At 73.2% G+C, this 13,779-nt stretch carries 12 protein-coding genes; 5 read left to right on the top strand and 7 right to left on the bottom strand.

Going from position 1 to position 13,779, the window contains the following annotated elements; all coding sequences use genetic code 11:
• Nucleotides 1–30: 30 nt before the first annotated feature.
• From ABT084_RS07590 to ABT084_RS07580, 3 genes are read left to right on the top strand one after another with little or no spacing between them, the layout of a single operon-like run.
• Nucleotides 31–1,044 carry an ABC transporter substrate-binding protein gene (locus ABT084_RS07590; RefSeq protein ID WP_351039135.1) on the top strand — a complete coding sequence of 338 codons (1,014 nt, stop codon included), beginning with the start codon at nucleotides 31–33 and terminating at the stop codon, nucleotides 1,042–1,044.
• Nucleotides 1,041–2,069, top strand: a complete 1,029-nt coding sequence (locus tag ABT084_RS07585; protein ID WP_351039132.1) for a FecCD family ABC transporter permease — start codon at nucleotides 1,041–1,043, stop codon at nucleotides 2,067–2,069. Before ABT084_RS07590 ends, ABT084_RS07585 begins: the two co-directional genes overlap by 4 nt.
• Nucleotides 2,066–2,854 carry an ABC transporter ATP-binding protein gene (locus ABT084_RS07580; protein ID WP_351039129.1) on the top strand — a complete coding sequence of 263 codons (789 nt, stop codon included), beginning with the start codon at nucleotides 2,066–2,068 and terminating at the stop codon, nucleotides 2,852–2,854. Before ABT084_RS07585 ends, ABT084_RS07580 begins: the two co-directional genes overlap by 4 nt.
• Nucleotides 2,855–2,863: 9 nt before the next feature.
• Here the strand turns inward: ABT084_RS07580 and ABT084_RS07575 are convergent, their stop codons facing one another.
• From ABT084_RS07575 to ABT084_RS07550, 6 genes are all read right to left on the bottom strand, one after another.
• Nucleotides 2,864–3,259: a VOC family protein gene (locus ABT084_RS07575; RefSeq protein WP_351039126.1), complete on the bottom strand. Its 396-nt coding sequence runs from the start codon at nucleotides 3,257–3,259 to the stop codon at nucleotides 2,864–2,866.
• Nucleotides 3,260–3,389: 130 nt separating this feature from the next.
• Nucleotides 3,390–5,021, bottom strand: coding sequence for a N,N-dimethylformamidase beta subunit family domain-containing protein (locus ABT084_RS07570; RefSeq protein ID WP_351039123.1), 1,632 nt, complete (start codon nucleotides 5,019–5,021; stop codon nucleotides 3,390–3,392).
• A 99-nt stretch (nucleotides 5,022–5,120) separates the two neighbouring features.
• Nucleotides 5,121–7,514 (bottom strand): polysaccharide lyase 8 family protein, encoded by a 2,394-nt coding sequence (locus tag ABT084_RS07565; protein ID WP_351039122.1) that lies wholly within the window; start codon nucleotides 7,512–7,514, stop codon nucleotides 5,121–5,123.
• A gap of 63 nt (nucleotides 7,515–7,577) precedes the next feature.
• Complete coding sequence (locus tag ABT084_RS07560; RefSeq protein ID WP_351039119.1) at nucleotides 7,578–8,411, bottom strand: sugar phosphate isomerase/epimerase family protein; 834 nt, start codon at nucleotides 8,409–8,411, stop codon at nucleotides 7,578–7,580.
• Nucleotides 8,408–9,574: a dihydrodipicolinate synthase family protein gene (locus ABT084_RS07555; RefSeq protein ID WP_351039117.1), complete on the bottom strand. Its 1,167-nt coding sequence runs from the start codon at nucleotides 9,572–9,574 to the stop codon at nucleotides 8,408–8,410. The genes ABT084_RS07560 and ABT084_RS07555 overlap by 4 nt, the downstream gene beginning before the upstream one ends.
• Nucleotides 9,571–10,695: a Gfo/Idh/MocA family protein gene (locus tag ABT084_RS07550; protein ID WP_502968862.1), complete on the bottom strand. Its 1,125-nt coding sequence runs from the start codon at nucleotides 10,693–10,695 to the stop codon at nucleotides 9,571–9,573. Before ABT084_RS07550 ends, ABT084_RS07555 begins: the two co-directional genes overlap by 4 nt.
• A 224-nt stretch (nucleotides 10,696–10,919) precedes the next feature.
• Here ABT084_RS07550 and ABT084_RS07545 point away from each other — a divergent pair, with 224 nt between their 5' ends.
• Together ABT084_RS07545 and ABT084_RS07540 are read left to right on the top strand one after the other, a co-directional pair.
• On the top strand, nucleotides 10,920–11,996 hold the full coding sequence (locus tag ABT084_RS07545) for a LacI family DNA-binding transcriptional regulator (protein ID WP_351039113.1): 1,077 nt from the start codon (nucleotides 10,920–10,922) through the stop codon (nucleotides 11,994–11,996).
• Entirely contained in the window at nucleotides 11,993–12,802 is an 810-nt protein-coding gene (locus ABT084_RS07540) for a sugar phosphate isomerase/epimerase family protein (protein WP_351039110.1), read from the top strand. Before ABT084_RS07545 ends, ABT084_RS07540 begins: the two co-directional genes overlap by 4 nt.
• Here ABT084_RS07540 and ABT084_RS07535 read toward each other — a convergent pair.
• Nucleotides 12,790–13,779, bottom strand: coding sequence for a hydroxyacid dehydrogenase (locus ABT084_RS07535; RefSeq protein ID WP_351039300.1), 990 nt, complete (start codon nucleotides 13,777–13,779; stop codon nucleotides 12,790–12,792). The genes ABT084_RS07540 and ABT084_RS07535 overlap by 13 nt on opposite strands.

The raw sequence follows: 13,779 nt of genomic DNA, 5'->3' as shown, positions 1-13,779 counted from the left end.
GGGACGAGGATCCCCCGGAGAGGCTTCGCCATGCCGCGTTTCCGTGCCGCCCTGCGCGCGCTCGCCCCGCTCGCTTCCCTGCCCCTGCTGCTATCGCTGACCTCCTGCGGCGCCACCCCGGACGAGCCCGCCCGGGACGCCGCCGCCCGGCCGGCGGCCGACGCCGGGGGCGCGGGATTCCCGTACACCGTGACCAACTGCGGTGTGACCACGACGTACCAGGCCCCGCCCCGGCGCGCCGTCAGCATGAACCAGCACGCCACCGAGGTACTGCTCGCCCTCGGCCTCGGGGACCGGATGGCGGGCACCGCCTACATCGACGACGCCGTCCTGCCCGCCTACCGGCCGGCCTACGACAAGATCAAGGTGCTGGCCAAGGAGTACCCGTCGAAGGAACTGCTGCTCGGCGCCAACCCCGACTTCGTCTACGGCGGGTACTCCAGCGCCTTCGACGCGTCCCAGGGCCGCGACCGCGAGGGGCTGCGCAAGAGCGGCATCAACACCCGCCTCAGCGTGGAGTACTGCACCCCCGGACCGGTCCGGATCGACCAGTTGAAGACCGAGATCACCGAGGTCGCCCGCACCTTCGGAGTGCCCGACCGCGGTGCGCGGCTGATCGAGGACGAGCAGCGCCGCATCGACGCCGTCACCGCACGCGTCAAGGACAAGCCCCGTCCGGCCGTCTTCGTCTACGACTCCGGCGAGACCGCGGCCTTCACCTCGGGCGGCAACGGCATCGGCAACGAGATCGTCTCGCTGGCGGGCGGGACGAACGTGTTCGCCGACCTCAAGGACACCTTCGGCGACGTGTCCTGGGAGAAGGTCATCGAACGCAAGCCGGAGACCGTGCTGATCTACGACTACGGCGGGACGGGCGTCGAAGCCAAGAAGCAGCGTCTGTTGAACGACCCGGCGCTCGCCCGGGTTCCCGCGATCAGGGACCGGCGGTTCGTCGTCCTGCCGCTGTCCTCGGCCGTCCTCGGGGTCCGCGTCGCCGACGCCGTCGAGTCCCTCGCCCGCCAGCTGCACCCCGACGCCGCGTGAGGGCGGACCGCCGCCGGACCCCGCTCGTCCTCACCCTGCTCACCGCGGCGCTCGCCGCGGGCGCGGTGGCGGGCCTGGCCCTGGGGCCGGTGCGGATCGCCCCCGGCCAGGTGCTGGACATCGTCCTGGACGGCCCGCGCCCGGGTGCCTTCGCCTCCATCGTGTGGGAGGTGCGGATGCCGCGCGTGCTGCTCGCCGCGGTCGTCGGGGCCGGGCTCGCCGTGACGGGCGCGGTGCTGCAAGCCCTCGTACGCAACCAACTGGCCGATCCGTTCCTGCTCGGCGCGTCCTCCGGGGCCTCGGCGGGCGCCGTGGCCGTCACCGTGCTCGGTGTCGGCGCGGGCGTCGCGACGAGCGTCACCCTGCCCCTGGCCGCCTTCGCCGGATCGCTGGGCGCCCTGGTGACGGTGTACGCCCTGGCCCGGCGCGGCGGCACCATGACCACCGGGCGGCTGATCCTCGCCGGGGTCGCGGTCCAGTACGTCCTGTCCGCGCTGACCAGCCTGGTGCTGGTCCTGTCCGCGCGGGCCGAGCAGGTCCGCTCCATCCTCTTCTGGACGCTCGGCGGGCTCGGCGGGGCCCGCTGGGACGAACTGGCCCTGCCCGCCGCCGTCCTGGCCGTCGGGACCGGGCTGCTGCTCGGCCTCGCACGCCCGCTGGACCTGCTGCTCGCGGGGGAGGAGGACGCGCACACGCTCGGGCTCGACACCGGCCGCTTCCGGGCCGCGGGCTTCGTGCTGGCATCGCTTGTCATCGGGGTGCTGGTGGCCTACAGCGGTGCGATCGGTTTCGTCGGGCTGATGGTTCCCCACGCCGCCCGGATGGTCGTCGGCGCCGGACACCGGGCGCTGCTGCCCGTGGCCGCGCTGGGCGGGGCCGTGTTCCTGACGCTGGCGGACCTGGTCGCCCGTACCGCCGCCGCGCCCGAGGAGATTCCGGTCGGAGTGGTCACCGCGCTGGTCGGCGGCCCGTTCTTCCTGTGGATGCTGAGGCGTTCCGGCCGCACCGAAGGAGTGACCGGATGACCGCCCCGGAGAGGACGGGCGCCGTGGAACTGCGGGCCGAGGCCGTACGTTACGAGATCGACGGGAACACCTTGCTGCACGGCGTCGACCTCACCGCCCGCCCCGGTGAGACGGTCGGCGTCGTCGGCCCGAACGGCAGCGGCAAGACCACCTTGCTGCGCTGCGTTTACGGCACCCTGCGGCCCACCGCCGGGCGGGTGGTGCTGGACGGTGTGGACGCGGCCTCGCTGGGCGTCAAGGAGCGGGCCCGGCGGGTCGCGGTCGTGCCGCAGGACGCGAGCGGCACCTTCGGGCTGACCGTGCGCGAGGTGGTGGCCATGGGGCGCAGCCCGCACAAACGGTTCTGGGAACAGGACGGGCCGGGTGACGCCCGGCGGGTGGCCGGGGCGCTGGAGACGGTCGGCGTGGCAGCGCTGGCCGCCCGCCGCTTCGACGAACTGTCGGGCGGCGAGCGCCAGCGTGCCCTCGTGGCCCGCGCGCTCGTCCAGGATCCCGGCCTGCTGGCCCTCGACGAGCCGACCAATCACCTGGACATCCGGCACCAACTGGACGTCCTGGGCCTGGTCCAGGACCTGACCGCCACTGCCCTGCTGGTGCTGCACGACCTCAACCTCGCCGCCTCCTTCTGCGACCGGCTGTACGTCCTGGACGCCGGGCGGGTGGTGGCGTCAGGACCGCCGGGGGCGGTCCTGACGGAGGAACTGCTGGCCGAGGTGTACGGCGTACGCGCGCGGATCGGCGCCCACCCCACCACAGGGGCACCGCACCTCGTCTACCTGCCCTGAGCGGGCGGTCTATCGCGGCGTGGCGCCACTGCCGTAGGGCCGGGTGATGATCTCCATCCCGTGCCCGGACGGGTCCAGGAAGTACAGGCCCCGGCCCCCGTCGTTGTGGTTGATCTCGCCGGGCTGCTTCTGCTGCGGGTCCGCGAAGTAGGTGACCCCCGCCGCCCGGATCCGGGCGAAAGACGCGTCGAACTCCGCCTCGGAGATGAGGAAGGCGTAGTGCTGTGCGGTGATGCTCTCCGTCGGTACGGTGGCGAAGTCCAACTGGACGCCGTTGGCGGTGTCGACGGGGATGAACGGGCCCCATTCGGTGCCTACTTCGAGCCCGAGGATGTGGGCCAGAAATTCGGCCGACTCCCGGCTGTTCCGGGAAAAAATGATCGTGTGGTTCAACTGGACTGACATGGTGAATGCCTCCGCAAGGCACCTCACGGCCACCTCCATGCCTCACCCGGACGGTGACCGGCACGCGATGACGTGCAGGCGATCTTAAGGGCCGATTCCGTCCGGGTCCACCCCGGTCCACCCGTAGTCGTCACGAACCGCCGTACACCGCCTTGACGTTGTCCTGCGCCGGGTGCGTCCGTCCGGCCGGGCCCGCGGCGAAGACGCGCAGCAGGTTCTCCGTCACCCGGGTCGTCAGCGCGCCCGCCCGCGCGTCCAGTCCGTGGTTGGCGCCGCTGTGCCCGTCACCCGTCGCGTCCAGGGCCTCGACCCAGCGCATCGTGCCGGTGGCGAACACCCCCGCGCCACCCGGCGCGGTGTAGTAGGCGGTGTCCTGGTGGCTGGGCCGCCCCTCGCACACCACGGGGGAGTGGGCCAGTATCTCGATCGGCCGTGGGGTGGGGAAACCGGTGCTGACCTTGTCGTACTCCACTCCCACCAGGTGCGGAAAGCGATCGGTCGTCCGCACCCCCGTGCCCTCGAAGAGCCAGTGCCCGGGGTTGGTCACCACGTACGGGGCGTCCACCGGATAGCCGTCGTAGATCACGCCCAGCAGCGAGCTCTCCGGGTCCGCCCCGGGGGCGGTGCGGAAGTCCACGGTCGCCGGGTGGCCGCGCTTGAAGCCCGGGTCCTGCTCGTAGGACGTCTTGTAGCAGACGACCGTACGGTCCGGGCCCAGGTCGCTCGCCTCCAGGCGGATGCGGCGGTAGCAGCAGTTCGCCCCGAGTATCGCGATGTTGCTCCCCGCGTCCCGGGCGGCCGTGATGTGCGCGCGCTGCTCGGGCGACCAGTACTCGTCGTGCCCGAGCGAGAGGACGGCCGAAGCCCCCTCCAGCAGCCGCTTCTCACGAGCCACGTCCGTGGTCGTGGTGTAGGCGAGCGGTATGCCGAGCCGCTCGGCCAGCGCGATCAGCGGGGCCTCGTAGACCAGGAACAGCCCCGCGCCGTCGTCGTACTCGTACGGCCGGTCGAAGGTCACCGACAGGGAGCGCGAGGCGAAACCGCCGCTCGGGCCGTCGTAACTGCTGTAACCGCCCCACTTGTTGTACGCCTGCCAGGTCGCCACCGCGTTGACGACGACGGTACGTCCCTTGGTCGCCGCGGACCGCACGGTGACCGGGACGAAGCGCTGCCCCTCGCCGCCCTGCGCGTCCAGGCGCAGCAGATAGCTGCCCTCGGGCCAGTCCTTCGTCTCGACGGTGGTGGTACGCGCCCACCGGGCCCGCACCATCCGGGTGCCCTGCTCCACCGAGGCCTCGGGCTGCCGGGCACCGGTGATCGCCTGCGACCGCCACACCAGGCGGGCCCGCGCTCCGCCGTACCAGCCCATCCGGTAGGCGGAGACGGTGAACCGGGGCGCGGTGGTGGAGACGTACAGCCCGAAGGACTCGCCGGGCAGGACGCTCACCCGGTCGGCGAAACCCTCGATCGCGCGCGCGGGTCCCGCCTTGGTCACGGCCCAGTCGGCGTTGCCGGGCCGCGCGTTCTCGGCCTTCACGTCGAAGGCGTGCGGCCCGGCCGGACCGCCGTCCCCGGCGGAACCGGACGGCTTCGGGCCACCGCCCCGCGCGTCACCCGCGCCCGCTCCGTCGGCGGAGCCCGCCGTGTCCGCGCAGCCGGCCACGGCGCCGAGCCCGGCCACCGTGGCCGCACCCGTCGCGATCGCGAGGAATCGCCGCCTGCCCGCTCCTTCGCCGTCACCGGCCCTGTGCTGTTCATCCATGGAGGGCACGGTATGTCACCCGTTCGGATCCGTTCGAACCGGGCGGGCCGGGCGGGCCGGGTGCCCGCGAGCCCTCGCGGGCACCCGGCCGGACATCGGTCAGCCCAGCCGCACCACCACCTCCTGACCGGCTCCCGCCGCCGCGGTGAGGTCGGCGAAGCCCAGCCGCAGCACGGCGCCGGGCACGGCCGACACGACCCCGGAGGACCGGGAGACGACCTCAGCGACGGGCCGGTGCCACACCACGGTCAGCGCGGTCTGCGTCCGGGACGGATCGGAGACGCGGACCGTGGCCGTCCCGTCCGGCCTCTCCCGGATGGTCACCGAACACGGCCCGCCCGCCTCCACGGCTCCGGCCGTCCCGCCCTGCCAGAGGTTGACCCCCGTGAACCCCAGGGACGGGACCCGCACCCCCTGGGCCACCTCCGAGTTGGCCAGGACGGTCAGCCAGCCCGGAGCGGCGGCCCGCGCCGCGGTCCGGGCCGCGGTGGCGCCCGGGAGCATCTGATGGACATACGACCCCGCCGTGGGATCGGTGCCGTGGTCGTACCAGAGCGTCAGATAGCGGCGGCTGAGCACCTGGGTGGAACCGCCCCGGTTGACATCGCTCCACCGTCCGCTGCGCTGCTCCCGCAAGGCTTTGAAGGTGCCTCCCCCTGACATGACATAGCCACCGAACCCCGCGAGGTGCGCCCAGCCGGGGGAGGGGAAAGCCGCCGACCAGCCCTGTGTGGCCGGCTGCACCGCGCCGTCGACCGTCAGCGCGTGCGTACCGGAGGCGCCGAGATTGCGGTTGTCGACGACGCTCTCCACCATGGTCCCGTCCGTGGCCCGGATCCCCGCGCCCAGGCACACGATCGTGTCGGCCAGGAAGAACCAGGACTTGCGGGCCGAGAGGGTGCTGGACAGGCCCCGCAGGTGCTGGCCGACCGAGGCGAACTCCCCGTCCGTGGACCCGCCCACCCACACGGCATCCGGTCGCGAGGCCCCCCAGTCGCCTCCCGCGCCGTCGGCCAGCACCTTGCGCGAAACGGTGGTCCCGGGCAGCCGGTACGGGTCCACGGTCGGCCAGAAGGCGTCCGCGTACTGGCCGTTCCCGTAGGTGGCGCCCCACCAGGAGAGCATGCCGCTGCCCGTGTGCCAGCCGCGCAGGTTCTCCCCGTTACCGGTCTCGTAGTGGGCGATGCGGCGCGAGGCCATGGCCAGCGACGCCACCCAGTCGGGCCGCCGGTGCGTGGCCCGGTCCATCGCACCGAACAGCCGGTGGCCGACCGGCTCGGCCACGGCCAGGACCGCAGGGTCGCGCTCGACCTCGGCCAGCCGGGCCAGGGAGGACAGGGGAAGGGACTCGTCGGCGAGCGGGCGGCGGTAGTAGTCCCTCGCCATCCAGCCTTTGACCAGGGACCGCCAGCGGGCCCGCTCGGCGGCGCTCGCCCCCTCGCCGAGCAGCAGTATCCCGGCGAGCACCGCATGGCCCCGGGCGTGGTCGTCCTGCGGCACCTGCCGGACGTCCGCCGCGGCCAGCCCCCTGCTGATCGCCCGGCCGGACACGCAGTCCATGATCAGACCGTTGAAAAGGAAGGGCGCCCAGGCCCGCTCCACCGCGTCGAACACGATCTGCGCCCCGGGATCGGTGAGAGCCCAGGGCGTCCCCTTCAACACCCCCGACAGCAGGCCCAGACCGCCGAGCAGCACCGCGCCGTACGTACCCGAATACGGCACCCAGGAGTGCTGGATGAACGACCCGTCCCGGTAGAGCCCGTCGCCCGAGGTGACGTAGGGGAAGACCGGAGCGAGGGCGTCCCGGGCCAGCGCGATCTTGGCCGACTGCTTGCCGACCACCCCGCGCACCGCCAGCACCCGGCACAGGTCCACCCGGTTCGCACCGGTACTCGTCCCCGTGTAGGCACCGACCACCGTGTCCGGCACGAAGTGGTCCACCGCCGCGCAGAAATCGGCGAGCTGCGCCGCGGACAGCTCCTCGTACAGCAGCACGCACAGGTCCAGCAGCGCCTGCGGCGCACCGATCTGCCAGCAGTACCAATTGCCGTACGGCGTCCCGCCCGCGTGGTAGGCCCGCGCGTGCAGATGGTCCAGCCCGGTGAGCAGGGCCGAGCGCAGGGCCCCCGAGCCCGTCATCCCGGTCCCGGGCCGGACATAGGCCTCCGCCATCGTCCGCAGCCGGTAGTAGCTCTGCATCAGCATCTCGGGATCCGTGGAGAATCCCAGATCGGGCCAGAGCGATGAATCACCCGGGTTCATGGCCGTCAGCCAGCCGCCGCTCAGGTCGCCCAGGGCGACCAGTCGAGAACGGAACGGCTCTTCCTCGGTGGGCAGTTCACCTCCCAGCACGAGACCGCGCCACACCGCCCGCATGCCGTCATGAACGTCCCCCGAGGCCCGGGCGGCGGGCCGCCCGGCGGGAGTCCCGAGCAGGAACGCCCCACCGCCCGCGGTGGAGAGGAAGGCACGCCGACTCCACACATCCGTCATCGCCAACTCCTTTCGGCCCGTGGATCCATCGACTCGTCGCTCCAGGGGCCATCGACCGACCGGTCACTCGACATGCGCGCGGTAGCGCTCGATCACCTCCCGCAGCACGTCCGCGCCGTCCCGGGCCCACAGGCCCGGCTGGAAGATCTCCACCTCGACCGGCCCCCGGTACCCGGCCGCGTCGGCGAGCTCGCGGAAGCCCCGCAGATCGATGCTCCCGTCACCGAGCTGCCCCCGGCCCATCAGTACGCCCTCGGGGAGGGGGGTGACCCAGTCGGCCACCTGCACGGAGACGATCCGCCCGCCGTCCCCCGCTCTGCGCAGCTCCGCGGGGAGCCGCTCGTCCCACCACAGGTGGTAGGAGTCCGCCACCACCCCGACCTGCTCGGCCGGGAACTGCTCGGCGAGGTCCAGGGCCTGGCCGAGGGTGGAGACCACACAGCGGTCCGAGGCGAACATCGGGTGCAGCGGCTCGATGCCCAGACGCACCCCGTGCGCCGCCGCCCACGGCGCCAGCTCACCCAGGATCCCGGCGATCCGCCGCCGCGCCCCGGCCAGGTCCCGGTCCCCCTCGGGTAGTCCACCCGCGACCAGCACCAAGGTGTCGGCGCCCAGCTCCGCCGCTTCGGCCACGGCCCGGCGGTTGTCGTCGAGCGCGGCCGCCCGCCCCTCGGGATCGGCGGCGGTGAAGAATCCGCCGCGGCACAGCGAACTGACCCGGATCCCCGCCCCCGCGACGAGCTTCGCGGTCTCCCGCACCCCGAAGGCCCGCACCGGATCGCGCCACAGCCCGACGGCGGTCACCCCGGCGGCCTCGCATCCGGCCACCAGCTCGGGCACGGACCACTGCCGGATCGTCTCCTGATTGAGGCTCAGCCGGGCCGGCGCCCCCTTCACGACGCCACTCCGTGGAGCGCGAGAAGGCTTCTCATCCGGTCTTCGGCTCTCGCGGGATCCGGGAACAGGCCCAGCAGGTCCGCCTGTGCGTAGGCGGTGGCGAGATGGAGGAGCGAGCGCGCCGACTCGAGGCCGCCCACCATGGCGAAGTGGTCCTGATACCCGGCCAGCCAGGCCAGGAGGACCACCCCGGTCTTGTAGTAGCGCGTCGGCGGAGCGAACAGGTGGCGCGACAACCCCACCGTGGGGTCCAGCAGCGCCCGGAAGCCCGCGCTGTCCCCCCGGTCCAGGGCCGCCGCCGCCCGCGCGGCCAGGGGCGCGATCGGATCGAAGATGCCGAGGAGCGCGTCGCTCGCGTGCTGCCCGTCCCCCGCGATCAGTTCCGGGTAGTGGTAGTCGTCGCCCGTGTAGCAGCGGACCGTGGCGGGGAGCCGTCGGCGGAGGTCGACCTCGCGGTCGGCTTCCAGCAGCGACACCTTGACGCCGTCCACCTTGTCCGGATATTCGGCGATGATCTTCAGGAACACCTCGGTGGCCTCGTCCAGACCGTGGTGCCCCCAGTAGCCCGCCAGCTCGGGATCGAACATGGGCCCCAGCCAGTGCAGGACGACCGGGCGGGCGCTCTGCCGCAACAGCCTCCCGTACACCTCCAGGTAGTCCTCCGGACCCCGGGCCGCGCCGGCCAGCGCCCGCGAGGCCATCAGCACCGCCGGGGCGCCGCACGCCTCGACGTGCGCCAGTTGTTCCTCGTAGGCGGCGATGATCACGGCGAGGGTGTGCTCCCCTCGCGGGAGCTGGTCCGTACCCGCGCCGCAGACGATCCGGCCGCCCGCCGCCAGGGCGTCCGCGGCGGACCGGCGGATCAGCTCCGCGGCGGCCGGCCAGTCCAGCCCCATCCCGCGCTGGGCGGTGTCCATGGCCTCGGCCACGCCCAGCCCCTGCGCCCACAACCGGTGACGGAACGCGAGCGTGGCCTCCCAGTCGACCACGGGACCGGTGCCGGTGCCGGTGCCCGCGCGGGTGGCGGTCGGATCGGCGACCACGTGCGCGGCGGAGTAGAACCTGCGGCTGCGGGCCGGGGGAAAGGTGAGCGGCCGCAGCGGATCGGTACACGGTTCGTGGACGCGGAGCCCGCCGTCCGCCGAGGGCAGCCGGATGCTCACAGCGTCACCTCCGGAACCGGCAGGCGTCGGCCCTCCGCCGAGGAGCGCAGGCCCAGGTCGGCCAGCTGCACCCCCCGCGCTCCCGCGAGCAGGTCCCACTGCCAGGGCTCGTCGCGCACGACGTGTCTCAGGAACAGCTCCCACTGCGCCTTGAAGGCGTTGTCCCAGGGGGCGTTGTCCGGGACCTGCTGCCACTGGGCACGGAACGGCTCGGTCTGGGGCAGATCCGGGTTCCAGACGGGCTTGGGGGTCGCCGCCCGGTGCTGGACGCGGCAGTCGCGCAGACCGGCCACCGCCGAACCGTGCGTGCCGTCGACCTGGAACTCCACCAGCTCGTCCCGGTGGACCCGCACCGCCCACGAGGAGTTGATCTGGGCGACGGCGCCGCCCTCCAGCTCGAAGGTCCCGTACGCGGCGTCATCCGCCGTGGCCTCGTAGGGCTTGCCGTCCTCGTCCCAGCGGCGGCCGATGTGCGTGCGGGTGAGTGCCTGCACCGAGCGGACCCGCCCGAAGAGCTCGTGCAGCAGGTACTCCCAGTGGGGGAACATGTCGGCCACGATCCCTCCGCCGTCCTGCGACCGGTAGTTCCAGGAGGGCCGCTGGGCGGGCTGCCAGTCCCCTTCGAACACCCAGTAGCCGAACTCGCCCCGGATCGAGAGGATCTCACCGAAGAACCCGCCGTCGATGAGCCGCTTCAGCTTGAGCAGCCCCGGCAGGAAGAGCTTGTCCTGGACCACGCCGTGCTTGACCCCGGCGGCCGCGGCGAGCCGGGCCAGGCGCAGTGAGGACGCGTAGGTGAGGGCGGTCGGCTTCTCGCAGTACACGTGCTTGCCCGCCGCGATGGCCCGGCCGACCGCCGCCTCGCGAGCACTGGTGACCTGGGCGTCGAAGTAGATCTCGACCTCGGGATCGGCGAGGACCGAGGCGAGGTCGGTGCTGACGTGCTCCAGGCCGTGCTTCTCCGCCAGGGACCGGAGCGCCGCCTCCCGGCGGCCCACCAGCACCGGCTCGGGCCAGAGCACGGTGCCGTCGCCCAGGTCCAGGCCTCCCTGCTCGCGCAGCGCGAGCAGGGAACGGACCAGATGCTGGCGGTACCCCATCCGCCCCGTCACGCCGTTCATGGCGATCTTGATCGTCCTGCGCTCCACGGTGGCTCCTCCTTCGTCAATCGGATGCTGGTGGGAAGACGCGATAGAAAGCGCTTTCACTGCCACCAGGCTAGGGCTCCACATCTCGCCGCGACAAGACTCTTTCGGGTGATAGAAAGCGCTTTCTAAATTTGCGACCATGGAGATCCACACACCGGATGAGACGATGACCCGGGCAGGACGAAAGGGGCGGGACGATGGCGGTAACCCTGGCAGAGGTCGCGGAGCAGGCGGGCGTGTCGCCCGCGACGGTCTCGCGCGTACTCAACGGCGGCTATCCGGTGGCCGGAGGCACCCGGACCCGGGTGGAGCGGGCGATCGAGGAGCTCGGCTATGTGGCCAACGGCCCGGCGCGCGCCCTCGCCGCGGCCACCTCCGACCTCGTCGGCGTCCTCGTCCACGACGTGGGCGACAGCTTCTTCGGCATCCTCGCCGGTTCCCTCCAGAGCGCGCTCGGCCCCGAGAGCGGCCACCCCGGGAACCGTCGGCTCGCGGTGGTCTGCAACACCGAGGGCGAGCCCGCGGCCGAGCTGGCCTACCTGACGCTGCTGGAAGGCCAGCGGGCCGGTGGCGTCGTGCTCACCGGCGGCGCGGTGGAGGAAGCCGCCCACACCGCCGCGCTGACCGCCCGCGTCACCCGGATCGCCGCTGCCGGCACCCCGGTGGTGCTGTGCGGCCGACCCCCGCTCCCCGTACCGGCCGCCCTGCCCGTCGCCACCGTCATGTTCGACGACCACGGAGGCGCGTTCCGCCTCGCGGAGCACCTCCTGAGCCTGGGCCACCGCCGGATCGCCTATGTCGCCGGACCGCCCGGACTGAGCACCACGCGTGAGCGGCTCGCCGGCCACCGCGCCGCCCTGCACCGACAGGACCCCGCGCTCGCGACGGCTTGCGAGCCGCTGACCGTCCACGCGAGCTTCGACCGCCCCGCCGGTTATGACGCCACCCGCGAACTGCTCCGCCGCGGAGCGTCCTTCACCGCGGTCGTCGCCGCCAACGACACGGTCGCGACCGGAGTCGCCGCGGCCCTGCGGGAAGAGGGCATACGGATTCCCGAGGACGTGTCCGTCGCGGGCTTCGACGACCTGCCCTTCTGCGTGGACACGGCCCCCGCCCTCACCACCGTCCGGGTGCCGCTGCGTGAAGCGGGCGTGCTCGCCGCGCAGTTGGTCACCGGCCGCCGACTGCCCCCGCCCGGCGGCATCACCACCCTGCCCACCGAACTGATGGTGCGCGGTTCCACCGCGCCCCCACCCGCCGGGAGCCGGCCATGAAATACGCCTTCTCCACCCTCGGGCTGCCGGGCACCCCGCTCGCGGAAGCCGCCGCCCTCGCCGCCGCGCACGGATACGACGGAGTGGAGCTCCGCACCCATCCCGAGGAGCCCCTCCACCCCGGCTCCCCGGCCACCGACCGGGCCGCCGCGGTCCGCGCGTTCGCCGCCGCCGGGGTCGGGATCCTCACGGTCGCGGGCTACGCCCGGGTCGCGGCCGAGGGCCCCGACGAACCCGTCCTGGCGGAACTGAGCGCGCTGATTGCCCTGGCCGCCGACCTCGGTGCCCCCTTCGTCCGGGTCTTCCCCGGTGGTGGCACCCTGGCGGCCGTCGAGGCCGATGCGATCGCGGTCCGTCGGCTCGCCGCCGCCGCGCCGCTCGCCGAGCGGCAGGGCGTCCGGATCCTGCTGGAGACCCACGACTCCCACCGCACCGGGGCCGCCGCCGCGCGCGTGCTGGACCGGGTCGGCCATCCCGGCGCGGGCGCGCTCTGGGATGTACTGCACACCTGGCTCGGCGGTGAGAGCCCGGCGCGCTCCAGCCGGGAACTGGCCGGGCACCTGGGATACATACAGGTCAAGGACGTGGCGTCGGCGGAGGATCTGACCCCGCTGGGGCTGGGCCGCGGGGCGCTGCCGCTCGCCGAGGCGGTGGCCACCGCGCCGCCCGGAGGCTGGCTCTGCTGGGAGTACGAGAGACGCTGGTACCCCGGCGCCGAGGAACTGCCGGGCCGGCTCGCCGCGGGCCGCGCGTACCTGGCCGGGCTGGTGCGAGCGGCGGGGAAGGAGGCGGTTCACGCCGAGTAGGCCAGACGGCCCGGATCGACGGCGTAGCGGAAGCCGAGCCCCAGGGCGTACCGCTCCAACTCCTCGACGGCGGTGGCCGCCAGGCGGTCCAGCTCCCCGCCCAGCGACCCCGCGACATGGGGGGTGAGCAGGACGTTCGGCAGATTGAACAGGGGGGAGGTGCCGGGCAGTACTTCGGGCTCGGTGTGATCGAGGACGGCGTGCAGCCGGCCGGCGACCAGTTCCTCGGTCAGGGCCGCGGTGTCGACCAGCGAGCCGCGGGCGGTGTTGACGAGCGTGGCCCCGTCCCGCATCAGGGCGAGCCGGGGGGCGTCCAGCAGATGGTGGGTCTGGGGGAGGGCGGGGGCGTGCAGGCTGACCACGTCACTGCGGGACAACAGCTCGTCCAGGGCGGCGGCCTCGGCGCCCATCGCCTCCAGCTCGGCCGGGTCGGCGTACGGATCGTGGACGAGCACCCGCAGGTCGAAGGGGCGGAGCAGCTCCAGGACCCGCCGGCCGATCAGCGAGGCGCCGACCAGACCGACCGTGCGCCGGTAGTTGCCGATGGCCGGATAGCGGTTCAGCAGGTCGATGTGGCCGCGGGTGGCGCGGTAGAGGTGGGCCGATTCCAGGACCCGCTTGTTGGCGAAGAGGATCGCGGCGAGCGTGTACTCGGCGACGGGCACCGCGTTGGCGGCGGCCGCGCTGGAGACGAGCAGCCCGCGTTCCCAGCAGGCCTCGGTCACATGGTGTTTGACGCTGCCGGCCGCGTGGACCACGGCGCGGAGACGGGGCATCCGGGCCAGCGCCGCCGCGTCCAGCGGCGGGCAGCCCCAGCCGGTGAGCAGTACCTCGGTCTCGCCCAGCCGGTGCGCCGGGAGGGCGGAGCCGTCCGCGAAGTCGGTGAGGAGGAGGTCGGGGTCGACGTCGGCGACCCGGTGCAGTGCGGACAGGGTGCCCGGATCGCCCAGGACGGCGGCCCGGGTGCCGGCGCTCAT

The organism is Streptomyces sp. NPDC002138, from assembly GCF_040296485.1.
Taxonomy (GTDB): domain Bacteria; phylum Actinomycetota; class Actinomycetes; order Streptomycetales; family Streptomycetaceae; genus Streptomyces.
This window is presented reverse-complemented; position numbering and strand designations above follow the sequence as displayed.

Coding starts and splice junctions, on each gene's coding strand:
- ABT084_RS07590 (WP_351039135.1), top strand. CDS start 31: ATGCCGCGTTTCCGTGCCGCCCTGCGCGCGCTCGCCCCGCTCGCTTCC.
- ABT084_RS07580 (WP_351039129.1), top strand. CDS start 2,066: ATGACCGCCCCGGAGAGGACGGGCGCCGTGGAACTGCGGGCCGAGGCC.
- ABT084_RS07575 (WP_351039126.1), bottom strand. CDS start 3,259: ATGTCAGTCCAGTTGAACCACACGATCATTTTTTCCCGGAACAGCCGG.
- ABT084_RS07570 (WP_351039123.1), bottom strand. CDS start 5,021: ATGGATGAACAGCACAGGGCCGGTGACGGCGAAGGAGCGGGCAGGCGG.
- ABT084_RS07565 (WP_351039122.1), bottom strand. CDS start 7,514: ATGACGGATGTGTGGAGTCGGCGTGCCTTCCTCTCCACCGCGGGCGGT.
- ABT084_RS07550 (WP_502968862.1), bottom strand. CDS start 10,695: ATGAACGGCGTGACGGGGCGGATGGGGTACCGCCAGCATCTGGTCCGT.
- ABT084_RS07545 (WP_351039113.1), top strand. CDS start 10,920: ATGGCGGTAACCCTGGCAGAGGTCGCGGAGCAGGCGGGCGTGTCGCCC.
- ABT084_RS07540 (WP_351039110.1), top strand. CDS start 11,993: ATGAAATACGCCTTCTCCACCCTCGGGCTGCCGGGCACCCCGCTCGCG.
- ABT084_RS07535 (WP_351039300.1), bottom strand. CDS start 13,779: ATGAGCGCCGGCACCCGGGCCGCCGTCCTGGGCGATCCGGGCACCCTG.